Annotated in this window: 22 protein-coding genes; 6 read left to right on the top strand and 16 right to left on the bottom strand. The window is 50.8% G+C overall.

What is annotated here, in order from left to right; translation table 11 throughout:
• The 5 genes from ACN4EG_RS22400 to ACN4EG_RS22380 all read right to left on the bottom strand — a co-directional run.
• The coding region (locus tag ACN4EG_RS22400) for a hypothetical protein (RefSeq protein WP_431632420.1) at positions 1-196 on the bottom strand (196 nt) is incomplete at its 3' end.
• A gap of 277 nt (positions 197-473) precedes the next feature.
• A complete protein-coding gene (locus ACN4EG_RS22395) occupies positions 474-1,661 on the bottom strand; it encodes a n-acyl-d-glucosamine 2-epimerase (RefSeq protein WP_431632419.1) in 1,188 nt (395 codons plus the stop codon).
• 231 nt (positions 1,662-1,892) lie between these two features.
• Complete coding sequence (locus ACN4EG_RS22390) at positions 1,893-3,545, bottom strand: tetratricopeptide repeat protein (RefSeq protein WP_431632418.1); 1,653 nt, start codon at positions 3,543-3,545, stop codon at positions 1,893-1,895.
• A 174-nt stretch (positions 3,546-3,719) separates the two neighbouring features.
• Positions 3,720-5,003: an nSTAND1 domain-containing NTPase gene (locus ACN4EG_RS22385; RefSeq protein ID WP_431632417.1), complete on the bottom strand. Its 1,284-nt coding sequence runs from the start codon at positions 5,001-5,003 to the stop codon at positions 3,720-3,722.
• Positions 5,004-5,112: 109 nt separating this feature from the next.
• On the bottom strand, positions 5,113-6,057 hold the full coding sequence (locus ACN4EG_RS22380; protein ID WP_431632416.1) for a methylenetetrahydrofolate reductase: 945 nt from the start codon (positions 6,055-6,057) through the stop codon (positions 5,113-5,115).
• A gap of 278 nt (positions 6,058-6,335) precedes the next feature.
• On the opposite strand from ACN4EG_RS22380, the gene ACN4EG_RS22375 reads away from it, so the two are divergent.
• A complete protein-coding gene (locus ACN4EG_RS22375; RefSeq protein WP_431632415.1) occupies positions 6,336-7,373 on the top strand; it encodes an STAS-like domain-containing protein in 1,038 nt (345 codons plus the stop codon).
• A 25-nt stretch (positions 7,374-7,398) separates the two neighbouring features.
• Here the strand turns inward: ACN4EG_RS22375 and ACN4EG_RS22370 are convergent, their stop codons facing one another.
• The 3 genes from ACN4EG_RS22370 to ACN4EG_RS22360 form a co-directional block, all read right to left on the bottom strand.
• Positions 7,399-8,556 carry an AAA family ATPase gene (locus ACN4EG_RS22370; protein ID WP_431632414.1) on the bottom strand — a complete coding sequence of 386 codons (1,158 nt, stop codon included), beginning with the start codon at positions 8,554-8,556 and terminating at the stop codon, positions 7,399-7,401.
• Positions 8,557-8,854: 298 nt separating this feature from the next.
• On the bottom strand, positions 8,855-9,811 hold the full coding sequence (locus ACN4EG_RS22365; protein ID WP_431632413.1) for an ATP-binding protein: 957 nt from the start codon (positions 9,809-9,811) through the stop codon (positions 8,855-8,857).
• 97 nt (positions 9,812-9,908) lie between these two features.
• Positions 9,909-10,151: a hypothetical protein gene (locus tag ACN4EG_RS22360; RefSeq protein WP_431632412.1), complete on the bottom strand. Its 243-nt coding sequence runs from the start codon at positions 10,149-10,151 to the stop codon at positions 9,909-9,911.
• A 172-nt stretch (positions 10,152-10,323) separates the two neighbouring features.
• Between ACN4EG_RS22360 and ACN4EG_RS22355 the strand changes: the two genes are divergently transcribed.
• Positions 10,324-10,596: a hypothetical protein gene (locus tag ACN4EG_RS22355; RefSeq protein ID WP_431632411.1), complete on the top strand. Its 273-nt coding sequence runs from the start codon at positions 10,324-10,326 to the stop codon at positions 10,594-10,596.
• A 97-nt stretch (positions 10,597-10,693) separates the two neighbouring features.
• On the opposite strand, the gene ACN4EG_RS22350 is transcribed toward ACN4EG_RS22355, so the two are convergent.
• Positions 10,694-11,077 (bottom strand): hypothetical protein, encoded by a 384-nt coding sequence (locus tag ACN4EG_RS22350; protein WP_431632410.1) that lies wholly within the window; start codon positions 11,075-11,077, stop codon positions 10,694-10,696.
• 17 nt (positions 11,078-11,094) lie between these two features.
• Positions 11,095-11,787 carry a Uma2 family endonuclease gene (locus ACN4EG_RS22345; protein ID WP_431632408.1) on the bottom strand — a complete coding sequence of 231 codons (693 nt, stop codon included), beginning with the start codon at positions 11,785-11,787 and terminating at the stop codon, positions 11,095-11,097.
• Between the two features lie 243 nt (positions 11,788-12,030).
• Here ACN4EG_RS22345 and ACN4EG_RS22340 point away from each other — a divergent pair, with 243 nt between their 5' ends.
• Positions 12,031-12,315 (top strand): DUF427 domain-containing protein, encoded by a 285-nt coding sequence (locus ACN4EG_RS22340; protein ID WP_431632407.1) that lies wholly within the window; start codon positions 12,031-12,033, stop codon positions 12,313-12,315.
• A 209-nt stretch (positions 12,316-12,524) separates the two neighbouring features.
• Here ACN4EG_RS22340 and ACN4EG_RS22335 read toward each other — a convergent pair whose 3' ends face one another.
• Together ACN4EG_RS22335 and ACN4EG_RS22330 are read right to left on the bottom strand one after the other, a co-directional pair.
• The gene (locus ACN4EG_RS22335) at positions 12,525-13,217 is read right to left on the bottom strand and encodes a PTPA-CTERM sorting domain-containing protein (protein WP_431632406.1); all 693 of its coding nucleotides are present in this window, start codon (positions 13,215-13,217) and stop codon (positions 12,525-12,527) included.
• 811 nt (positions 13,218-14,028) lie between these two features.
• Entirely contained in the window at positions 14,029-17,043 is a 3,015-nt protein-coding gene (locus tag ACN4EG_RS22330) for a DUF3352 domain-containing protein (RefSeq protein WP_431632405.1), read from the bottom strand.
• Between the two features lie 330 nt (positions 17,044-17,373).
• Between ACN4EG_RS22330 and ACN4EG_RS22325 the strand changes: the two genes are divergently transcribed.
• Complete coding sequence (locus tag ACN4EG_RS22325; protein WP_431632404.1) at positions 17,374-17,970, top strand: Uma2 family endonuclease; 597 nt, start codon at positions 17,374-17,376, stop codon at positions 17,968-17,970.
• A gap of 5 nt (positions 17,971-17,975) precedes the next feature.
• On the opposite strand, the gene ACN4EG_RS22320 is transcribed toward ACN4EG_RS22325, so the two are convergent.
• Complete coding sequence (locus ACN4EG_RS22320; RefSeq protein WP_431632403.1) at positions 17,976-19,328, bottom strand: FAD-binding oxidoreductase; 1,353 nt, start codon at positions 19,326-19,328, stop codon at positions 17,976-17,978.
• A gap of 75 nt (positions 19,329-19,403) precedes the next feature.
• Between ACN4EG_RS22320 and recG the strand changes: the two genes are divergently transcribed.
• Together recG and ACN4EG_RS22310 are read left to right on the top strand one after the other, a co-directional pair.
• On the top strand, positions 19,404-21,935 hold the full coding sequence (recG, locus tag ACN4EG_RS22315) for an ATP-dependent DNA helicase RecG (protein ID WP_431632402.1): 2,532 nt from the start codon (positions 19,404-19,406) through the stop codon (positions 21,933-21,935).
• A gap of 174 nt (positions 21,936-22,109) precedes the next feature.
• Complete coding sequence (locus ACN4EG_RS22310) at positions 22,110-22,625, top strand: hypothetical protein (protein ID WP_431632401.1); 516 nt, start codon at positions 22,110-22,112, stop codon at positions 22,623-22,625.
• 87 nt (positions 22,626-22,712) lie between these two features.
• Here ACN4EG_RS22310 and ACN4EG_RS22305 read toward each other — a convergent pair whose 3' ends face one another.
• From ACN4EG_RS22305 to ACN4EG_RS22295, 3 genes are all read right to left on the bottom strand, one after another.
• The gene (locus ACN4EG_RS22305) at positions 22,713-23,429 is read right to left on the bottom strand and encodes a molybdopterin-dependent oxidoreductase (protein ID WP_431632400.1); all 717 of its coding nucleotides are present in this window, start codon (positions 23,427-23,429) and stop codon (positions 22,713-22,715) included.
• Positions 23,430-23,496: 67 nt separating this feature from the next.
• Positions 23,497-24,123: a cytochrome b/b6 domain-containing protein gene (locus ACN4EG_RS22300; protein WP_431632399.1), complete on the bottom strand. Its 627-nt coding sequence runs from the start codon at positions 24,121-24,123 to the stop codon at positions 23,497-23,499.
• Positions 24,124-24,126: 3 nt separating this feature from the next.
• Positions 24,127-24,308, bottom strand: a 182-nt coding sequence (locus tag ACN4EG_RS22295) for a hypothetical protein (protein ID WP_431632398.1), incomplete at its 5' end; no start/stop codon positions are given.

Here is a 24,308-nt window from a genome sequence, read left to right as displayed (position 1 = left end):
GGGTGGAACTGGGGGAGGCGGTGGGTTCGACGGTTGGGGAAACGGTGGACTGGGGCGCACTGACTAATCCCACATTCTGGAACCACTGCGGTTTCAGGAATAGCAAAACAACAATGCCGGTTGCGCCCAGAATGCCGCCCAAGAGCAGTGTTTTGACAAAGGTCGTAAATGATGACCATCGGCTGGCTTTAGTCATGGGGTCTCCTACTGATCACACCGAACGATCGAGAAACAACGCTCTAATACCCAATTGATTGATCAATGCTACAGATTTGAACCTCAAACAATGCCTTGGTGTTGAAACTCCGGGTGAATCCTCCTAGCTGCAAATTGCAGAATTGAGCAAGTTACAAAACTAGATTGTCTGAACATGAGCGCTAGCACAAACCAAAAGTCATTGACGAATGGGTAGTTTCACGGGTTCCCGTAGAAAAAAGCCCCGATCGAATATCCTCCCTGGGACTGAGAAAAGCTTAAGCCGCTAGATTTTCAGTGGCTAGGGATTCAAACAGTTTCCAGCATAGGAACATGGCCCGAGGAACATGGAAGCAGCCTTTCCATTTTCCACCTTTGAGGTTGAGTAACACGTCGCCTTGGCGGTTGAGATAGCCAAACCATTCGCCATACTCGGCATCGGTAAAATGCGACCAACTGTAGTCGTGCAATTTCTGATACCAAGCCCAGCAGGCTTCCCGTTGCGTTAAGCGATAGCCCATGGCCAAGGCGACAAGGGTTTCTAAATGAACCCACCACAGTTTTTGATCCCATTCCAATTGCTGGGGGGGATGGCCGTTGGCATCCATGAAGTAATACAGTCCCCCATATTTCCCATCCCAGGCAAAATCTAAAATATTCAACACAATGTCGATCGCTTGATTAATCGTCACTAAATCATTTCGACGATTGGCAATATCCATGATAAACCACATGGCTTCGATGCCGTGACCTGGATTGATCAGCCGACCGTCAAAGCAATCAATGTGGGAACCATCCGGGGCAACGCTTTCAAACATGAGTCCCCGATCTCGATCGAAAAAATCGGTGAGTACTTCCTTAACCGTTGTGTCTAGCACGCTTTCTAGGGTTTCACTGGGCAAGAGCCAGTCCATTTCCAGTGTGAGATTGGCCAGAATCATGGGCACTGCCAAAGATTTCATGGGCCGAGTGCCGGGATAGGCTTTGCTGTATTGGCCTTTGGGGTTATCTTTGCGACGTAAGACGTTGTTATAGGCTTGCAGGGCGACTTCCCGCGCCCAGTCGGTGCCCGAAGCCAGCGCATACTGACTAAAGGCCATGGCAGCGAAGCAATCGGAAAAAATGTTGTAGGGCTGCACCAGGGGCTGGCCCGATCGATCTAGGGCAAAGTACCAGTTTCCATCGGCATCGCGACCGTGGGCAGCCAGAAATTCTGCGCCATGGTGGGCAATCTGCAACCAATTTTCCCGCTTTTCTAAACGATTGCAGAGAACGGAAAACATCCAGACTTGGCGATTTTGCAACCAGACAAACTTATCGGTGTCGTAGACTTGGCCCGTGCGATCGAGGCAGGTGAAATAACCGCCGTATTCTCGATCGATCGAATGGGTTTCCCAGAAGGGTAAGACGTTGTCGAGCAGGGTGTTTTTGTACAGCGTTGCAAGGTGCTGGAAGTTGGGATGCATAGGCGATTGGGGTTTCTGGGGTATTAGCCAGGTCTTATTATCCCTCGCAGGAACCCCGATCGCTAGAATGGCTGACGGTTACTGCTTAAGATGACACCCCTCTTTTCCTCGATTCTCCAGTCTTGCCATTAGCCGATTGTGGATGCCACTTGGATTGCAACGAAGCTCATGTTCGTCCAGCAAATGAGCCGCACGCTTTTGTCGATGTATTGTGATGACAAAGATTATGGGTTAATCCTGAGGCGGTAGTTCGGATGATTGTTTCGAGAGATTCCACTTCCATTCGGGAATGAACTTACCCCAGGATTGCTGGATCTGGAGGGTTTGCGTTTTCTGTGCTGCAATTTCTGCGAGAAACGATCGTACTTCGGGATTCTCCGCATCCATTTCCAATAACCGATCTAAAACCTTCTCTGCTTCAGCAATTTGACTGCGCTCCATCAGGGTTTTAGCATGGCCGAGGCCCGATCGCATTAAACCTTCCCGTGCGCGAAAGGGATCAACATAGTAGGCCCGATCGAACAAAGTTAAGGCGTAGGCATAGGCTTTGGTATGCAAGAGACAGTCAGCTAGCTCAAATAAACTGCTGAAATAGTTGGGATTTTCAGCTAAAACGCGCTCATACAGCGAAATAGCCTCTGAAAGCTCCCCTTGGTAGCGTCGATCGCGGCCTTCTTCGTAGAGGGACTTCAGTTCGGGATTGAGGTTTTCTAATTCCCAGATTTCATCGCGAATACTGTGTTGCCGCACTAGCCAGCGCCGCACCAGTTCGATCGTAATTTTGTAGGTGCCGCGCGAAACGGTTTCCGGGGATTCAGCTTTTTTGATTCGCTTAAGGAATTTCCACTCGATTAAATTCTGCTGGGCCTTGTGCAGGCAGTCTGTCAGGGAAACGCCCCACTCTTCCAACAGTGCTAAGGGATCCCCCTCGCGGATGGTGGGATTCGCGTCCACACCTGTGGAACTTTTCTCAGCCACTTCCGCTGCGGCTGAGTACAGGACTCGTTCCGCAATGGGTAACCCATCCCAAAACCAGACGAGTCCGCCCTCGCCCAGTTCGATCGCCCGATCTACCACACGATACACATCCTCTGCCGTCACCTCCCAGCGATCGTCCTGGCGAGCTTGGGTAAAGATGGCAAAGCAGATGACCTGGGTGAAATAGGGATGGCCCGCGCAGAGGTCAAAGATGGCGGTAATGGCGTCTTCGGCGTAGTGCAGGATGCCCTGGGCGGGTTGGGTAATGAGTTGCGTTGTGATAGCCCGATCTAGCAACCCGATCTCCTGGCTGGGCGCACTCTTAAACAGGCTGATCAGGGTGGGCAAATCCTCCAACCGACGACCCACCACGGGAATAATGTGCAGAAAGCGTTGTTGTTGAATCGTTTCCGCCAGAAACGGGAAAAGATGATAGGCCGCTGCATCGGGCTGATAGTTCCCCAGGGTGTCGAACTCGTCTAACAGCAGCACCAGTTCTGGCCGATCGCAGCAGGTGGATAAATTTTCCAGAAAGCGATTAAAACTGCCGGGATTTTCTTTCAGTTCCGTGATCGACGGCACGATCGGGACGCGGTTCAGGCAGTCCAGGGATTGCAGCGTTTCCTTCGCCAAATCGTGCAGCACTTCCGGCAGGCATTTGTGGCTTTTGCCTTCCAGGGACAGAGCGATGAAGGTGAAGGGCTCGGCTTGCAGCCAATGGGGAATCTGGGCCAGCACGGAAGATTTGCCAATGCGCCGTTGGCCGTGGAGCAGGATTACGGGCGCTTTTTGGCTGAGGCTGTCAGCGATGAACTCCAGCAACGGTTCCCGATCGAAAAAACGATCGGGTTCATTGACCGGACGACCAATAATGTAAGGATTTCTGCGACTGGCGACCATGATCATTGGGATGTCTCCCTCCAGACTGAACATCTGGGGCGCAGGGTTGCGGGGTAGACGGAAGGGGATTGGGTAGAGGGGTAGGAGGGTAGAGGGGAGATCAACCTCTTTGCGATCGAGTTGAGAATACCCAAATTGTAGGCTGTGGTTCTGGGTGTGGCTAGGGGGCAAGGGCAGAATTTAGCCGGGAATCATGCCTTTGGGGAAGGCGGTGGAAATTTTCGCGAGCCATTCCAAAATGGTGGGTAATTCGTCTTTGTGCTGCCAGAGCCAGCGGATGGCATTGGTGACGGTTTCGGCTTGGCGGTGGCTCATCAGATTGAGAAACACCCGTTGTCGATCGCGTAGCCAATCTTCGGAGCTATTTTCCATTTCTTCCACCACCCACCATTCCATCATCGACGAGGCAAAGGCATATTTAAATTCTCCGGCGCGGGACTTGCGCGTCAGGATTCCCTGCTCCACTAGGTTGGACAGTTCCCGTTCCTTTTGGCTAAAAACCAGTTCCAAATCGCCCAGATCGTAGCGTTTTTTTTGCAGTCGCCCTTTAAGGTGGAGGAGGGCAATCAGCATCATCAGGGTTTGCTCCACATCGCTGGCTAGGTTCCAGAAGGCTTCGTAGAGGTGCTGGGTCATGGTGCGGAAGTCGGCGGCAAAGGCTTGGGGATCGGGGACGTTGCCCGATCGTAGTTCCCGGTAGAGCAAATTCCCTGCCGATTGCAGCAGCGCGGGGTGGCCGTTGGTCATTTCCCGGATGCCGTCCCGCAGGGCTGGGGTCATGGGCAAGCCTCCCATCAGAGCTGCAACATCGTGGGTGCTGAAGGGTTTGATGGGCAGAAACAGGTAATGATTATACCAGGGGGAACTGCCCGGTTGCAGCTTCGGCCCCAGTTCGTTCAGCCGCCGTAGGGATGTGACAACCATGGAGAGGTATTGGCTTTCGCGGGCGTGGGAGCAGAGGTTGCGGCAGTCGCTGACGAAGGTGGCGATCGCGTTGTCGTCGTAGCCCGGTTGGGGTTGCAGGGTGGCGTCGTAGTCGTCCACCAGCAGCACGAGGTACTGGCCCTGGCGTCCAATTTCCCGCAGGACTTGGCGCAGACCGTCTTTGGTCAGGTTATCGGCTTGCAGGACGGTTTTGGCTTCGCTGACGATCTCGGCGGTTTCGGCGTAGTCCTGGATTTGGGTCAGAATTTCTTTCCAGAAGCGGGGTTCGCTGAAGGGGAGCAGTTCCAAGCAGCTAAACCGCACAATGACGGCGCTGGTGGGATCGTAGCCGCGAATTTGCCAAGCTTGGGGATCGGCCAGCAGGTTGAGGAAGGAGGATTTGCCGATGCCGGGACTGCCCCAGACGGCGAGGTTGCTTTGGCTGGTGATTTGGTCGAAGGCGGTGGCAATTTCGGCGGTGCGACCGATAAAGCGATCTGCGGGGACGGGTTTGCCAACGGTGAAGAGGTTGAGAGCCATAGCCTAGGGGTCGGGGAAGTTAGATCGGGTGTGTTTCCATTATGGCGAGTTTTGGGGAGGGGTAGGGGAGTGGGTAGGGAGTGGGGCGTGGGGAGTAGGGAGTGGGCCGCTAGATGCTGATTTTTTGCCCGTTTGACGGAGCTTTGGTTTGCAGGGGTGCGATTCCGGCCCGATCGAGTATCTGGGGAATTAGGTCTTCTCGTTTGACGGCCATGAGGTGGACGCCTTGGCAGATGTGCTGGGCCATTTGGACTTGCTCAGCGGCAATTTGGATGCCTTCCTGGAGCGGATCGGCGGCCTGTTCTAGGCGATCGATGATGTGATCGGGAATGTTGACGCCGGGGACGGCACGGTTAATGAAGCGGGCGTTTTTAGCGGATTTCAGTAGGAAAATTCCAGCTAGAATTGGCTTTCCGGCGGGACGGCCTATTTCGGCCATGAATTTTTCGAGGCGATCGAAGTCGGTGATGAGTTGGCTTTGGAAGAACTGTGCGCCTGCGTTGACTTTACGTTCAAAGCGTCGCTTCAGCCCTGACCAACTGCCACACTGCGGATCCACGGCTGCTCCGACACAGAGATCGGTTGCGCCATCGGTGAGGGCATGATCCACCCAGTCAAAGCCGGAGTTGAGTTTGGTAATCAGTTGCAGTAGGCGTACGGATTCCAGGTCAAAGACGGGTTTGGCGTCGGGGTGGTCGCCAGCTTTGACGGGGTCGCCGGTGAGGGCGAGGACGTTGCGGATGCCGAGGGCATGGGCACCCAGGAGGTCGGCTTGTAGGCCAATGGCGTTGCGATCGCGGCAGGCGACTTGGTAGACGGGTTCGATGCCTTGTTCCAGTAGCAGCAGGGCGGATACCAGTGAGGCCATGCGCATGACGGCACGGCTACCATCGGTGATGTTGACGGCGTGGACGCGACCTTTGAGCAGGCTGGCCATTTGGATCATGTGGGCGGGGTTGGTGCCCTTGGGCGGGGCGACTTCGGCGGTGACGAGGAAGTCACGACGATCGATCGCTTGACGGAATTGGGTTAAGGGCTGGCGGCTCTGCTGCATGGGTTTGGGCTGGGAAAGGCGTGAACTCCGAAAAATTACTGACCGGACAATTTCTTACCAGACTAGGCGGGATGGCACGGGTTGGGTAAGAATTGTGGCGAAATTTTACGAGAACTTTAACCTACCACGGTTGCTGGTGGGCGAGGTGGATGGGCATGGGAGGGATTGAGGGGGAGGCGGGTACTACATCCAGAAAGTTGACAATTAGATCTCAAAAAGTTGACAATCTAGTTGAGTTTGGTTGACAAATAATTAGGACAAGCGAAGGGAGGTGTGATGTGTCAAAACTTCTGAAGCGAAGTGAGCAGATTCGTCAGTTTATTTTGTCCCATGTTGAAGAACATCCGCAGGATGTGGCTATTTTGGCGGCGCAAGAATTTGGCGTGAGTCGGCAGGCTATCAATCGACATATTCAGGCTCTGGTCAAACAAAATGCAATTGTTGTTGAGGGGGCAACCAGAAGTAAGCGCTATCGGTTACATCCGTTGGTGGAATGGACGAAAACTTACTCTCTGAAAAGTCATCTGGAAGAAGATCGGGTATGGGATTCTGATATCAAGTCGCTCATTGCAGATTTGCCTGATAACGTTCAGTCTATTTGGTATTACGGTTTTACTGAAATGTTGAATAACGCGATCGATCACTCGTTAGGTCGCCATGTTGGTATTGTCTTTAAAAGAAATGCAATCAATACCGAAATATTTATTCATGACGATGGAGAAGGAATTTTTAAAAAAATTCAACGGGAATTGAATCTCTATGATGAACGTCATGCTGTTCTGGAATTGTCTAAAGGGAAATTGACTACTGACCCGAAACGCCATAGTGGTCAAGGGATCTTTTTCTCATCACGAATGTTTGATGCGTTTGATATCCTTTCGGGTACTGTGCATTTTTCTCATCAATTTCACAGGGCAGAGGATTGGATTGCTGAGCGGCAAATGCCTGGTTCTGGTACATCTGTTTTTATGCGTCTGAGTAACAATACTTCGAGAACCTCTAAGCAAGTGTTCGACCAGTTTTCGTCGGGAGATGACTACGCTTTCACGAAAACAGTGGTACCCGTGCGGTTAGCGCAGTACGGTGATGAAATGTTGGTTTCGCGCTCTCAAGCGAAACGGCTATTGGCAAGCGTGGATAAGTTTAAAGTTGTGATCTTTGATTTTGCTGGGGTGGAAGCGATCGGGCAAGCCTTTGCGGATGAAATTTTTCGGGTATTTAAGCAACAGCATTCTGAGATTGAAATGATGCCTATGAATGGCAATGAGGATGTCAATAAGATGATTCGTCGGGCGCAGAGTAGTTTGTCGGATTAAGGACTCTGATTAAGGACAGAGAATGCTAGGCCATTTGAGTGCGGGCGACCCAGGTGCGCATGAGTTCGACGCGGTACTCGTAGCGATCGTCGGGGTTGAGTTGGATGATGTCGTGGTCTAGTAGGAGTTGGAGGCCGATCGCGAGGTCATCGGGTTGGAGGTTGAGGGCTGTTTGGAGTTGGGAGGCGGTGGCGGGGTCGTGGGTGAGGTGGCGGAGGATGGCGAGTTGGGTTTCGGCGTTGGTTTCTTGGGCTTGATCCCAGATGGCGCGGAAGTAGGCGCTGCCTTCCTGGAAGAAGCGGGGGTGGTTGACGATCGCGGCTACGTCGTCGTCGGTAAATAGGGGTTCGATTTCTTGGTTTTGCTCGAAGCGTAGTTGGTTGAAGCGGGATACGAGGTTTTGGCAGATGAGTTGGATGAGGTAGGGTTGGCCGCCGGTGAGGTTATAGATGCCAAAGAGTGCATCGCGGTCATAGTCGATCGGGAAGTCGTCGTTGGGGTTGGTGATGAGTTTGCTAGTGGCGGCGGGGCTGAGGAAGCTGACGGGGATTTTGCGGACGCTGCCGAAGAGGGGGTTCCAGTAGTTTTGGGTCATTTCCTGGAGGGTGTGGAGTCCGGCGAAGGCGAAGATGATCCAGGGGAAGTCCATGAGGATGCCGCGCCAATGGCCGATGAGGCTGGCGTCGAAGCGTTGTTCGTGGATGCCTGTTTCGATGAGTTCGAATTCGTCGATCGCGATGATGAAGCGGTGGTTTTGGCGGTAGGGTTCGAGTTTTTTGAGCCAGCGACGGAAGTCTTTTTCTGGGGTGGGGAAGTCGGTGAGTTGGGGTTCGGGGATGGCGGTTTGGAGGGGGGCTGGGAGGTCGTCGTAGAGGGTTTGGGCGAGGGCGAAGATGAGTTCTTGGGTGCTGGGGAGGGTGCCGAGGGTTTGGATGTTGAAGTTGATGATGTGGGTATGGGTGCCGAAGCGTCCGGGGAGGTTGCGGAGGATGGAGGTTTTGCCCATGCGGCGGTGGCCGTAGATGACGACGGATTCAACTTGGCCAGGTTTGAGCCAAAGTTCTTCGAGGGTTTTGAGGATGTCTTCGCGTCCGACGAAGAGACTACCAGTGACGGGCGGGCCGACAATGTAGGGATTAGAGATGGGAGAGATAATTCTAGTAGATTCAATAGGTATAACCATGGGTTTAGCTATTTTATAGAAGTTTTCATCTACAGATAATGAAATTATTTACGGTGCAAGAGAAGTAATTGGAGGATAGAGATATTGTGATTACGCTTTCAACGTACCCTATGAATGAATTTTGATTGTGACAGTAATAAAAGTAAGATTTTTTAAATTTTATCTTTATAAAATTAAATTCATTACAGTAAATGGAGCACGAACATAAACTTTAACCTTCTCAGATACCTCATCTATCTTTCAAAAGACCTAATCTATCCCTTCCTACTTGTCAAACAAAAAGGTTTCCTGAAACTGGCTACTGTATCTCTGCATTATAAAGTCTCTTTACCATCTCTCGTACTTCTTTAGGCTTGCCATTCGTATTTTTCCAAACTTCATAAATTATTGTTTGATCGAATGATACCCCAGTGCCTATCAATTTATCCTGTATAAACTGTTCAACACTAGCCAAGCTCCAGTAATTTAAAATGCTAGTCTGTCCTGCAAAAAAATCAACAAAAGGAGAACTAATGCTGTAATCGTGTGCCAATTCTTGTAAATTCTTGCGGCTTGCCACCACTAACTGCAAAGGTGAATTTGGCATCTCAGCCATTCCTCTCAACCAGTTTGGCGTAGCTTTTGGGAAAGGTGGTTCTAGTAAAATGTGTACTGTATCTAGGCATAGTACATGGGAACGTTTAGTTTTGATAATTTTTCGCCGTAGCTGATTTTGATCGCAATATTCAAAATCTAATGCTGTGCATAACTCCTCAAAAAATCCCTTCTCATCACGAATTAGACGCATATCGATGTAGAAGAAAGTTGAGTCTTCACGATTTAGTTGTTGGGATCCTTGTTGAACAATCGCTCTCAAAATCTGTGACTTCCCGCAGCCTGCTGGCCCAATTAACGCCTGACTGCCCCCCTTCCCCAATCGCTCAAAAATCTGCCGTAACAACTCATCACAGCCCCATAAATCTGTGTGATCGAAGGGATTCGTTGCGACGATCGTTGCGCTTCTGGTGCTGGCTAGCTTCTCATAATCATCCTCAAGGAGATCTAAATCCAAGGCACTAAATAGGCGATCGATCGAACCACGGGTACTTGCTTTATTGCCATTACGAATTTTCGCAACCGTTTCGCGATCGATGCTGAAAGCCTCTGCGACTTGCCTGTCTGCTGGTCGATTTCCAAAGTGATCTTCCAGTGCATTCTCTAGTTTCTGAATGCCCCGTGGTGTGAGTTTGCACTGTTTTTCTGACCCTTGCGGCACGATCGCTCCTGCGGAAGATCCCCACCTATTCTGCGGAAGATCCGCAACTCGTCCCACAATTTTACGACACTCACAAAAAACTGTCGCCTAATCCAACTCATCCGGGCGCATACCATTCACTGGCGACAGCGTTCCAATCCAGCCAATTTCCCTGAGTCTTCCCCGCTTGTAATTCCGCTAATTGGCTTTGAGTCGATCGAACGATCGCTTGATCTTCCTGATTTTCTAAACAATCTAAAATTTGTTGCCAAGCTTGGAGACTGAGTTGGACAGCGACTTTTTCACCTTTGGAATTGATTACAAACTGGGCGGAATGTAATGCTTCTACAAGATTAGTCATGCGATTGTATCCCCACCTCAAGCTGGCTCATCTTCCATCATAATCACTTTTGCAAAACTTGCCGATCATCCCTGCCGATCATCCCCAAACCCAGAATTGACAAGCCTTATCGTGGGAACCAGTTGAGAGCTAGCCCAACCCCAGTCCACTGATTTCTAAGGCCAATATCACCATGTCTAATCAAATTCAGCAAGAAATTCTTCGCCAATCTCGCGAGAGCTTTAATCTAGCTCAAAAATACTATCACCTGGGGCTGTGGAGCAGTGCCGCCAGTAGCTTGATCGGGTTAGCGGCTGCTATCAGTCTCCTCTGTGGTCATGGTAACATTGCCACGCTCACGGCATTGACAAACCTACTGCCGACCCTCACCTGCCACCAAGTCATCAAATCCGGCGCGAAACAACTCGAAGACGCCAGCGATCGCCTACGTGAATTCGTAAGGTGATGCTAGGTGTATTGGGTCAGCTAGCAGAACAACCGTTGAAAGCCTTCCGCATAGTAATGTGGGAGGCTGTAAGAAAACAGGTAATGATCTCAGCAGTTTAATCACCAATACAGTCTATCGATAGGTCTTCTGCTAATGCCAACAATAGCACTGACTCTAGCTCCTGTAACCATTGCCAATGGGGTTGTTTTTCCAAAGTTTGAGCAACTAATTGGTTTAATATCGTTTGGCGAATAGCAGGATCTTGAGGCAGTTTACCGCGAGTGCTGTAATGCTGACGAATTTCTTCTTCTGCGCCCTGACGTATTGCTTGCAAGAGTTGTAAGACCGACTTTTGGCCGTAGGAGTCTAAACGGCGATCACTGTAGGGATCTACCCAATTTAAGAGGGTTGGAGTTTGCTCAATTAACCAGTCCATAAATGTGGCAGGAGGAACAAAATCGATCGCGATCTCTCCTGATTTGCGGATAATCCAGTTCATGGGTAAGTCCTTGTAACTCAAAAGGTTGCTAACCGTTGCGCCAACTTTTGCACAAAGGCTGCGTGTTCCGCAGACTGTAACCCGGTTTGTAACGTCGCCATGACTGCTTGCATCTCACTAGAAAGCATGGCATTGACCGCCAGCCATAAGCCCGGATAGAGGCGACTACGAATCACGCCTGCCTCATTCATCGGTAGGAGTGTGTAAACGCCATTTTCCAGAACGAACCAATCGATCGCGCGATCGTAGACGCGCCAAACGATGTATTCCTGGACGCCATTGCGTTGGTAGGCTTGCTTTTTATCGCCCAGATCAATGGCAACGCTGCTACCTGCAATTTCCGCCAACAGTTCCGGTGCACCTTCGATGTAGTCATCGGGGCTGATCCGAGTTTGTCCCCCACAGGCTTCGCTGATGAAGAGGGCTGCATCGGGTTGGGGTTCATTGCCCAGATCTAACCTGACTGTGGGTTCGATGCCCAGTTCTAGGCCGGGAGTGGCAATTCTGTACGACCAGAGCCAACCCAATAGGTTGCTGTGAGGATCAGCGTGGGTTTTGAAGCGTAGGGCAGCAGGCAAGTAAACAACTCCTTCAATCAGTTCTGCTTTTTTCAGGTGCGGCATGGTTTGATAACGGCGCTCGAATTCAGCACGGGTGAGCCGATCGCCGTTTTCTAGAGGAGGAATGGTGGGGATTTGGAACTGGGTCATGGGAGGGAGTCGATCGAAGAAAATACCAGCCTTTCTCTTAATTGTATCGGACTCTTATGGCATCGAAAGCGCATCGCAAAGACCCGCAGGTATCGCAAAGAAATCGAGAAAAGCTGAATTGTAACAATCCCAGTTGATAGAATTGGACGGAGCCCTCTTGGGAAATTGCTCAAAACTGGACGATCGACTGAGGGGGGACTTGTCCAAACGTGCAGTGATGACTGTTAAACCGAGGAACAACAAATGCCCAAAGCTATGTGGAATGGAGTCGTCTTAGCCCAGAGCGATCGCTGTGAAGTTGTGGAAGGCAATCAATACTTTCCACCGGATTCGATCGATGCACAATACTTCCAGGAAAGTAGCACGCATACAACCTGTGGCTGGAAAGGAATTGCTAGCTACTACACGATCGTCGTCAATGGCGAAGTCAATAAGGATGCCGCTTGGTATTATCCTGAGCCCAAGGATGCGGCTAAGCAAATCAAAGGCTATATTGCCTTTTGGCGCGGCGTCCAAGTTGAGAAATAAAGCTGTAATAGAGTGTTTAGACGGGCGATCGTTGTCGTGATTCTGGGTGGAAGCTCGATCTGACGCACGATCGAAATCCCCTCAAGACGAAATTCCCTTGAGACTTTCCCGTTATGCCTAAAAGCACTAGGAGAAAATCTCAAGGGTCAGATCCGCGATCGGGTTACCCACTAAGCGTTATTCAGCGACTGTGTTATTCAGCGACTGTGTTATTCAGCGACTGCGTCCAATTGATTTTTCCGTTTGCGGAACAGACCGATTCCCATGCCCACCAGTCCCGGTAATAGTGCAGGGGTGGGGACTGCGGTCACATTCACGTCATCCAGGTAGGAGCCGTAGGTGTCCGAAGGTTCTGTCAAGTTGCCAAAACTGAGGCGCGTTGTTTTTGCCGTTGCTTTTAGGAAGTAAGTATATACACTCCAGTCTGTGTTGCTCAGCCCTGCACCATCCTTCTTGAGGGTATCTACCAGCGTTCCGCCCCAGGAAACGTTCATAATACTGAGTTTGGATGCGCCACCAGGGGTTGCATTGCCGGAATTGGGGGGCCAGTTCTCCGGACGAGCGGAAAAGGCAAACGTCAGCTTATAGACTTGCCCAATCACAGTCGCTAAATCTTGGGAAATCTCGGTCACACTCTTGCCATCTAGCTCGGTGAGTTGGTTCCCTTCGTAGGGGTCACCGGCGGCGCGGCGCTGAATCTCAATACCTGCACCAGCTACGCCCCCCGTTTGAGTCCATCCAGGAATCGGGTTTTGAATTAAGAACGTGCCGTCAGTGGAGAGTGCCGGATCTTCAAATCCGCCATTGGTGACGATACTCGCAGCTTGGGCAGCATTGCCCACACCAAAAGAAACTAAGGTGACAGCGGTGGATACTAAAGCTAATTGCTGAATGCGAATCATGGGATTGTTCTCCTTCGAGAGTCGTGAATGAAGTACGGATTTCGAAGGTAGATGCTTAGATGACAAAAACAATAGGAAGACAAATCCAGCGCACTGGAGAGAAAGTTGGCTATCTGAAAGAACGGATACCAATTTTGAACGATCGAAATTTGCTAGCGACTCAATTACTGAAATCTAATTCAATAAGCCACGAGAAATGTGATGGAAAATGCTAGTTTTATCTTCCTTTCAAGCCCCCTAGCCCTCGATCGATCTCCGTTTGATATCTGATGTTAGGGATCTGCTAAAGATCAGACCGTAATGCTCAGACCGTAATGCATAGCATTGATTTCATAATGTCTATGTCAAGACAAATTTCTGAAAACAATGTTGCATTAAGGTGTCAAACTGGAGGTATTAATGCGTATCTCACAGTATGCGTATCTTGCGGTGGGATGCTTAAGGCAATAAATTCTCACTGAGAACGACAAAACCCTGGACAAATCTTGATAAAACAATTCTGACAGAGCCTTGCTGTAATTACGGTGACTTTACTCAAACTTAAAAGAGAAAATGGCTTAAACATATCCTGTCTTTAAATACCCTGTTGCTTTTGTGCACAGTGCTAAGGGTTCTTAACAATAGAAGAAGGATCACTATTCTGCTTGCTAATTAATGCAACTGTATAATCACTGATTTTATAATTACTGGCTGTAAATAAATCAATTGCCGATCGAACTACTGTTTTAATTTTACTTAAGATAAAACGGAGCATTAAACCAGTATTGAATCCTGAATCTGCCCCGTTTTGAATGGTATTTAGAAATGAGCCTTAGGGCTTTTGGGGCAAGCTCGCGATCGCCCGTTCTACCCGTTGCACAGCGGTTAAATTGCCCCGTTTTTGGTAAAGATCCTTGGCTTTTTTGAGGGAAATCTCGGCCCCTTTGAGGTCGCCAAGGCGTTTACGGGCTAAGCCGTGGGCTTCATGGACATCAGGACTGTCGGGGTTAAGTTCCAGAGCCCAACCACAATCTTCCTTCAGGGCTATCTTTTCACCCAAGCCAACCCGTGCATAGCAACGAGCCGCAAACAGTTCCGCCTCCACCTCTGCCATATCCAATTCGATCGCCTGATTACAGTCCTCTACCGCCTTGGCAAACTCGCCTAGCTGTGCCCGCGCGTAGCAGCGGTTGCCTAACGAAGTATGGCTGTCTCCCCCCACAATCCTACTCAGGGTAAAGTTTGATCCAGCATTCTTAATATCTGACGGCATAGCATTGGCTTCATAGAGGTTGATAGCTTGCGTCGCATCCTCGATCGCGCCGGGATAGTCTTCCAGTTCCACCTTAGCGTAGGCTCGAACTTCGTAGGCTTTGGCCGATGGCGGTTGGCTCAGCTTTAACGCGGCTGTACTGTCGGCAATCGTGCCGGGAAAGTCGTAGAGTTTGCTCTTCGCTAAACTGCGTAACAGGTAGGCCGTGGAATTTTGGCTATTTTTCTCAAGGGTCTGATCCAAATCCGCGATCGCGCCTACAAAGTCACTACTTTGCTGTCGGACAATGGCTCGTTTGAAATAGACTTCGCTGTTATTTGGTTCAAGCCGTAATGCCCGGTTGTAATTGGCGATCGCGCTATCACTATCCCCTAATCCTTTTTTGTCGCCGAGTTCAATTAATTCCTGAGCGGTCAACGGTTTGAGGGGCCGAGAGGCCAACGCTAAAAATCCGTCAGAGGAGATAGAATTGCTCTCAATATTACTGGTGCCACTCAAACTACGAATGCTACCAACCACATCTCCTACAGTGCGATCGGGTTCATTGTAGATCGGTGTTTTTAAGACTTCCCCAAAGCCAAATCCGTTCGCCAACGCAATCATTGCGCTGGGATTGAGATAGAAATAGCCCATGTTGGGTTGGGGCAATGGTGCGATCGCCGCTTGGAAATTAGTTGAGTCGGACAGCTTTGTCCAAGGTGTAGGCACTAAATTAGTGGCGCTATCAATGCCGCTCACAACCATCAGCGTATCCGGAGCCACCCAGCCATGGGAGAGGATGCTAACCAAGGGCGTGGAGGGTTTGCTCGGTGCCTTTTTAGACGCCGAACCGGAGGTCGGATTCGGCCTTTTCCTGGGGGCATTGGAGGGGGCGGCCACTTCCCAACTGGTAAACTTTTGGCCTTTAATCTCCCGAGGCTTGATCGTAAAGTCCTTCGCAAAACGGGTGGTGATGAGATTATCGACCTTTGTTAGAGTTTTCTCCGCCGTTGCCCGATCGCTCGTCTGAATCAGCATCCCAACCCCGATCGCAAGCTTGGGATCCATGGTTGGAAAGAATCCGCCCTGGGTCGGAAACACAAACCCTGCATATTCCTTATCCATCCAGGGGAAAATATCACGATCGTCAAGCCCCACTAAGCTCTGCGACAGTTTGCGAAAATTTTCCACTCCCGTTTTGAATCTCGGATTGAGTTCAATGCCCTGATTAAAGATTTTCCAATAGAAGGCCAAATTAGTACTATTGGTCATGCCGTAGGTGACTTGGGGCATCCGTTCCGGCAGGAGATTTGGACTTGTGACTGCCTGAATCATTTCCGGTGGGATGGGCTTCTTAAAGGTGAGGGAGCCTTGCATCCGTAGTCCTTCCGGCTGGGCCCAAGCAAAGCCCGAAATCTCACCATAGTATGTTTCCAATGTCTGCGCCAAATCCGGTGAAGCATTAGGTAGCGGGAATGGCATGGCAAACGGGAAATCTTGCAAATTTTGAGTTGTATCTTCCAGGCTGGAAGCGATCAGTTTGCTGTAACTACCAAAGCCCATAAATAATGATTTTGGAAAACGCGGATCGCTGAAGGTTTTTTGGAATCCGGGGTTTTCACTCAGGCGATCGGGTTGTTCTTGGGCGTCGATGAGTTTGCGGATGGCTTCTGGGGTGGTGGCGCTGACCACGTACCCACTCGGTAGATAGGCGATCGCGTACCCCGGCAATTTGAAGACTTTCCTGGGGCGAGGGGTTTGGGGTTGCGGTGGCGAGGGGAGGGGAACGTTGTCTGGGCTGGCTGGGTTTGTAATGGCGATCGAATTCTCAGTGGATTGGAAATTGGAATAGATTCGAGGAGTCTTTGATAAGTTAGATGGAATCGTTGAGAAAGTATCTGAAACCTTTGAAGAAGTAACAGAAACCGGATCAGATTTAACAGCAAGACTTAACAGGTTCGCCGATGGTTGTGGGGAATGGGTTCTTATCGCTTCAATCTTTTCTGGGGAGTCCTGTTCTGGGGAGTCCTGTTCTGGGGAATCGCTGGGAGCCTTGTCAGGCAACTCAGAAGGTCCTAGGGCTTCGGGTTCCCAAACGAGAAGAGTCACACCCTTGTAGGTTTGTTCGATCGGGGGTTTGCGTTGTTGCTGCTTTACCCGATCGAGGAATTTGGGAATCGGTGTAGCATCTTTTACCGGAGCCAACATCACCATACGGGTGTTCGACATGCCAGAACCAGAGAGCAGTGCGATTCCGACGGAGCCCCCCAGCCACGGTTGCACATCGGTATAGAAATTCACGCTCCCAACGATCGGGCTAAAGAGAAACCCCGGAGTTGTGAAATCGCGGGGAAAGAGGCCAAACTTCGCCAGATCTTCCCACAACGCATCATCGGGATTCATTAGGAAAATGCCTGCGGTATCGGCGGGTAAAATTTTGCTAATGGACGGTGGTGCGATCGTAGTTTGGGACGGTGCCAGTGCTGGAAGGGGCGATTGGGGAGAGGACTGCGCCATTCCTGGCTGAGGGCTGAGCCCGATTGAACCTAAGGTCAAGGCAGACAGTACAGGAAGAAAAATTCGACGCATAGCCATGAATTTGCCCCAATGGAACCAAATGAATGCTCTTTCAATAGGTTAACCTGATGTTCCCAAGGTGGAGCATATTAGGTTGTTTGTTTGAGATAAATCGTTATTGTCGTCTCGGGGCGATGCCGAAGGGCTGGATGTCTCTTTTCTAGCAATTCTGAGTCGCCAAGGGCATTTGTGCTAGAGCGAACTTGTACTAGCGAAATTTGTGCTAAGGAAATTTGTTAAAGTGAGAACAGAATCTTGGATGCCTGTATCCGGTATGACTTCAACGGATACTTGCAACTAGGTGGTCTCGCGGGAGACTCATGGGATATCGCTCGTAGAGGTTCTTCAATGTCTCAAATAGCCATTTCTCAAACGCCTCGATCGTTCACTTTGGAGGATTATCTCAACTACGAAGATGGCACTGAGCGACGGTATGAACTGGTCAATGGAACTTTAGTAGAAATGCCAACGGAGTCTCCAGATAATTGCCGGATTGCCAAGTTGTTAATGCTGGAATTGGCGAAATATATCGCGATTGTCTTAATTAATCTGAAGGATTTAGAAATAGTTGTCAGTGGTCGTCAGGCCAAGGTGCGCTTACCCGATTTAGCAGTTTTGGATGAAGAAGGCTATGCTGCGCTTCAGGGACAACGCCGCAACATCATCACCCATGAGATGCCGCCGCCCGTGTTGGTGATTGAAATTGTCTCGCCGGGAGAAAGCAATCGCGAACGGGACTATCGCTACAAGCGCACGGAGTATGCGGCCCGTGGCATCAACGAATATTGGATTGTTGATCCCGAACGTCAGCAAGTGGTGCTGTGTCAGTGGATTCAGGGTCAGTATGAGGACACGGTCTATGTTGGGGATACTCCCCTGCGATCGACGATCGTGCCAGAATTTTCTTTAACGGCTGATCAAATCTTGAACCTAGGACGATCGTAGTTTGGCTATGAAGGCTGCATCTCGTTCCAGCCGCGCATTTTGCCGGGATTGAGTAAGCCATAGGGATCAACCTGTTGTTTAAAGGTGAGTTGGGCTTGGTCGATCGCCTTCATGCCGCCATCTTCGATCGTATAAGCGTGGGGATTAAAAACGATCGCGCCGAGGCTTTCTAGGCGATCGATGATGGCTTGTAGGCGTTCCGGGCTGCTAAAGCGCACGAGTTGCAAGGCTGCCGGAGTGGTGCGACCCGCCACCCGCAGGAATTCCAAATGCATCATCGCTTCATCGCCAAATTCTTGATACATCTGCTCGACTAGCGTTAAGTTGGGATCGTAGGGAAACAGGGTTTGTAAGTAGGTCAGGTTGGGATCAACCGATCGGGCGTGTAGGGTCGTGTGGTTCCAGGTATATTCCCATAGGGCAATCCCCTTTTGACTGTCCTCCGCAGGCTTCTCGTAGGTGACTTGGCCGTCACAGTCCTGCACCAGTTCCCGCAAGGGCTCCAAGCAATCCTCTGACACCATCATCAATGCTGCGTGGGTACCTGGGTTAATGCAACTACGCAAGGCGGTGAAATACTGGGGAATTGGATCGGCACAAATGGTAATTAAGCGTTTGAGAATGCCATCGGCGTCGCCTAAGGATTGTCCAAAGCGAGCCGCTGCCATAAAGCTGGGAAAAGTAGCAATGACTTCCGCCCAGGGCAAGGCCGGAGCGAGGGGCATTTCCAATTCGGTGATGATGCCATTGGTGCCGTAGGCGTGGGCCACTTGGTACACCGCCTCGCCCCGCAGTTCCACCACGCGCGGTTCTTCCTCCATGGTCACCACCTTGACCGATCTCAGGTTGCCCCGATCGCGCAGTTGCCCGTAGGTAATGGAACCAATGCCGCCGCTACCCCCGCCAATGAAGCCACCGATCGTCGCAGTTCGATAAGTGGAAGGCACCATGCGCAGTTCCCAACCGCTGGGACGGGTTTGCTTATCGATCGCGGCTAACTTGGCCCCCGGTTCCACACAGGCCACACCGGGCCTGACCCATTTCACCGCTGTCATTTTCGTCATGTCCAGAATCACGCCCCCCGCCAGCGGCACACATTGCCCATAGTTACCCGTTCCGGCCCCCCGCACCGTCAGCGGCACACGATATTTCACGCAGGTTTTGGCCACTTGGATCACCTCCGCTTCGTTGGCGGGTTTGACGACCAGATCCCCCCGTTTTTCCGCAAAAATCGGCTGCAAAATTGGACTGAAGTGGTAATAATCCTGGGACAGTTTGGCCACCTGCGTCGGTTCGCTGATGCATTCAATGCCGTTGAGTTCTGCGGTCAGGGCCGTCCAATCGATCGTAGAAGCCATAGGAGATTTGCGAGTAGAATACAGGGGAATTTACACAAGCTAGGGATATCCTGCCCTCTCCAGTTTAGGTTGCCTATGGATTTTTTGCGGCTACAAAAAGCGCTCTCAGTGGAAGCGGAAAATGGCTTTAATGACCTGCAAGGCAACCAGTACCGCTTCAGTGAGTTTTTGCAACTGAGTTTGGGCCAGCCCTTACCGGAACTGGGCCGATCGGAGCGCCAAAAAATCCAGGAATTGGCCGCAGACTATGGCCGTTACAGTGACCTCAGCTTTGCCCAACGGCAACACCTGGTGGCCGACACGCGCCGCCTGCTGCACCAAACGAAGAAGCTGTTGGCAGAGGTCACCCAGGATTCTTCGCAAGCGCTAGCCCCATCGGAGCAAACTTCAGCGATCGCCGCTAAGGAAGCTGCTGGAAAATTTTCCGATCGGGGCTCCCAAAGTCAGCGATCGAGTCAACCAGTGGCAACCGTCACCCCTGCCACCAAAGCTACGGGAAGCCGCAAGGTTGATCTAGAACAAGCGGTGACCTATCTCCCCGGCGTTGGTCCCAAAAGTGCGGAAAAGCTAGCGAAGTTGGGCATTTTCACCGTGCGGGATTTGCTGTATTACTATCCCCGCGATCACATTGACTATGCTCGCCAAGCCAAGATTCGGGAATTGAAAGCAGGGGAAACCGTAACCGTTGTGGGTAGCATTACCTCCAGCAATTGCTTTACCAGTTCTAAAAATCCTAAACTCACGATCTTTGAAGTAACGATTCGTGATTCCTCCGGGCGGATGAAGCTGAGTCGCTTTTACATGGGCAGCCGCTATTCCGGACGTGGTTGGCAGGAGCAGCAGAAAAAGCTCTACCCCTCCGGTGCGGCGGTGGCGGCCTCTGGGTTAGTTAAGGAAACTAAATTTGGTCTGACCCTGGACAACCCAGAAATTGAAGTCCTAGAGTATGGTGGCGAAATTGATTCTGAATCCGTGGGGCGCATTGTACCCGTCTACCCGCTGACGGAAGGGGTGGGTGCGGATTTGATTCGGCGGGCCATGGTCTCGGGGTTGCCCGCTGCCCAGCAATTGCAGGAAACCCTGCCCCAAGGATTGCGCGAACAGTATGCTTTGATGGAAGTGCAAACCGCGATCGCGAACATTCACTTTCCTGAAGATCGATCGGCGTTAGAATCCGCACGGCGGCGATTAGTCTTTGATGAATTTTTCTATTTACAATTAGGGCTACTCTCCCGGCGTTACCAACAACAAATTCAGCAAACTAGCGTTGTTCTGACACCCGAAGGCTCATTGTTAGATCAGTTTTATACAGTGTTGCCGTTTGAATTAACCGGAGCCCAGCAGCGGGTGGTTCAGGATATTCTGGGGGATTTGCAAAAAACGACGCCGATGAATCGCCTGGTACAGGGGGATGTGGGCTCGGGGAAAACCGTGGTGGCGGTGATTGCCTTACTCGCCGCAATTCAAGCGGGCTACCAGGGGGCGCTCATGGCTCCCACGGAAGTGTTAGCAGAACAGCATTACCAGAAATTGGTTCAATGGTTTACGCTGTTGCATTTACCCGTGGAATTATTAACCGGATCGACCAAGGTCGCCAAACGACGACAAATTCACACCCAGTTGCAAACGGGGGAATTGCCTTTGCTGGTGGGAACCCATGCGTTGATCGAAGATCCAGTACAGTTCGATCGCTTGGGCTTGGTGGTAATTGATGAACAGCATCGCTTTGGCGTGCAACAACGGGCAAGGTTACAACAAAAAGGCGAAAATCCCCACGTTCTTACCATGACTGCTACGCCGATTCCCCGCACGTTGGCCTTAACGTTGCACGGGGATTTGGATGTGAGTCAAATTGATGAGTTGCCCCCCGGTCGTAAGGCCATTCAAACGACCGTCCTCAGCCATCGCGATCGCCAGCAAGCCTATGACCTGATGCGGCGGGAAATTGTTCAGGGACGGCAGGTCTATGTGGTTCTACCCTTAGTGGATGAGTCGGAAAAGCTGGATTTAAAATCGGCGATCGTCGCCCATGGGGACTTGCAGCAAACGGTGTTTCCAGAATTCCAAGTGGGATTATTACACGGCAAAATGACCTCGGCGGAAAAGGATGCAGCGATTAGTGCCTTTCGCGATCGGCAGACCCAAATCCTCGTTTCCACAACGGTGGTGGAAGTGGGGGTGGATGTGCCCAATGCAACGGTGATGTTGATTGAACATGCGGAACGGTTTGGCCTGTCCCAGTTGCACCAATTGCGGGGCCGGGTTGGTCGAGGGGCATCCCAGTCCTACTGTTTGCTGATGACCGGTTCCCGCAGCGACCCTGCCCAACAACGGCTGAAGGTACTGGAACAGTCCCAGGATGGCTTTTTTATCTCAGAAATGGATTTGCGCTTCCGAGGCCCTGGGGAGGTGCTTGGATCCCGGCAGTCGGGATTACCAGATTTTGCCTTGGCCAGTCTGGTGGAGGATCAGGATGTCTTGGAAATTGCCCGCGATGCTGCCCAAAAGGCGATCGACAAAGATCCAACCCTATCCCGGTGGCCAGCCATGGCGGCGGAATTGAAGTATCGCTACACCCGCTTGCTGGGCGGGGCCATTTTGACCTAGCGATCGTGCCCACGATCGAAACCTGGGTGGAAAAATCCCTGGGTGACAGATTCCCAAATTTTAGCGGTTGTTCCCGTTACCGTTGTTTAGTAATGTGGATTGGGCCATGGTGCGCCGGGACTGCTGCCTCGAACCTCCATGGATTGCTGACTCTAGTATTTTGTTGCGCTTTTCATGGAAACGTCTCGTAATCTCGCAATTTTGGTCGCTGTTCCCGAAGTTCACCTGTTATCTGCCTTGGATGCCCTCTCAGCGCAACAAGCTCAGGCGTTTAACCCATCCTACGTGGTATACGGCAGTATGGAATTTGAAGCCTTTGGTGAAATTGAAAAGATTCGGGGCACCCGCGCGATCGAAACGTTTATCTACGCCGCCGATCGGGCTGGGGATCAGCCCCTCAACCCGGAAGTGACTTGGAAGGGCATTTACCTCGGCTGTGAGGCGGCATCTGGAGGTGGTCGCTATCGGGGTAAGGCGATCCATCGGCCTGCCTCCACAACGGGAGATCGGAAACCTGCGGCCATTTTCTGGAAGTTGGCTCATTTGGAGCGGTTTGCGACAGGGATGCCGATCGGTAAATTGCAGGGCCTGAAGCAGAAGACCTTTTTAAAAGCCCGTTATTTGCCCGAAAAGCCGACCTTAATTGAGTATCCCTTTACCCATCAGCTTTATCTCAAGGCCAATGCCTAGTGTTGCGCGATGGGGGGTGAGGTGATAAAAACTGCGGGAGACTGCTAGGCGGTATGGAGGGCTTGCTTCCAGAGTGCCAAGGGGCGACTACAGACCCGCAAACCACTCATAGCCTTGATTGACCCAGTAGCCTCGGTCTGCAGGTAAGTCCTTCAGTAGCCGAACTTCGGTGACCCATTTACTTTGCTTGTAGCCCAGTTTAATCGGGGACGCCAGACGCAAGGGGGCACCATTTTCGATCGGTAACGGCTCGCCATTTTTCTGGTAAGCCAAAAGGGTTTGGGGATGAACCGCAGAGGCTAAGTCCCAACTTTCGTAGTAGCCATCCGCTGACTTGAAGTAGACATACCGCACCCCTGCTTTGGGTTGAGCCAGCATGATTAAATCCCGTAGGCGAATGCCACCCCATTGCACGATCGCAGACCAACCTTCTACACAAACATGGCTAATAATCATTGAGGTCAAGGGCATGGATTGAATGTCCGCTAAGCTTAGGGCAAGGGGTTGCTGGACTTCGCCAGAAATGCTGAGCGAAAAGGTTTTAGGATCGATGGTGGGGGTGATGTCAAAGGAATTGATTAAGAGTGCTTGGGGTTCAATTTGACTCACTGAAAATTCCGGAATCGGTTTCTGTGAAACCATTAACGATTGGATCGTTTGGTTGAACGGTTCAGTGACAATTCCCACCTCTGTGGAACCCCAGCTAGATCCACAGGCATTGAGCAGTAAGCTACTACCTGCTACCCCAGACCATTGCAGTAATTTCCGCCGTGAGAGATGTCGATCGGGCAAAATTAAGCGCATACTCTCTATCCTTTACAGCGATTGGAACAAAAAATTAGCCGTCAAAAATATCGACTCAAAATCTTAATTAGAAAAACATTGATCGAATTAACCGCATCCCCCCAAACCGAAAGGATAGGAATGAATGGAGGATGACAAAACCCAATACGATCGGAATCGTAATGAAATGCACGATTCGTAAATTCTGCCAACTTCCAAATACATTAACTAGCCAATATAACTGCGCTGGCTTATACATGGCCAATCCAGAGACGATCGCCAATAACAAAGGCGGGATAATCAACGTATAAACTAACTTATGTCCAGCAAAAAGTTTGCGCTTAGGATTAGCACTGGCTTTCAATGCTTTTAGATCTTGAGTTGCTGCAAAGCGCGTCTTCCAGCGACGAGTCATGAAAATATAGCACCCATAAACCAATAAATTGAGGGAATAAACCCACATCACCGCGAAATGCCAATTCCGGCCTCCCGCGAGCCAACCGCCCAAGGTCAACAGCTTGGGAATGTGCATTCCTTCGCGGCCCCCAAATACAGGATTGGCGTTGTAAATTTGCAATCCACTGCCAATCATTAAAATCAAACTAATAATGTTGATCCAATGGACAATTTTCGCGATCGTGGCTTGGGTGGGTTGTTTAATGAAGCGGTGGGAAGGGGAGGAAGAATGGTTTGAGGTGGGTTGTTCTGGTTCCATAATTTACCGCAACGTTATTCCAGCGTAAAAATCAACTAAACCGTGAATGTTGGGAAAAGAGGCGCTAAAAAAAGTTGAATTTGCACATCCCAACCAAGCAAGATTGCGATCGCTGTGATAATAGACGTGTTGGGAAATAATGGATAATGTGAAGCAGTAGCCCAGAGCCTTCTCATGCTGAATCT

This window comes from Alkalinema pantanalense CENA528, from assembly GCF_050753345.1.
Taxonomy (GTDB): Bacteria; Cyanobacteriota; Cyanobacteriia; order Leptolyngbyales; family Leptolyngbyaceae; genus Alkalinema; species Alkalinema pantanalense.
Note: the sequence above shows the minus strand (reverse complement) of the source record. Positions and strands in the feature narration are given on the sequence as shown.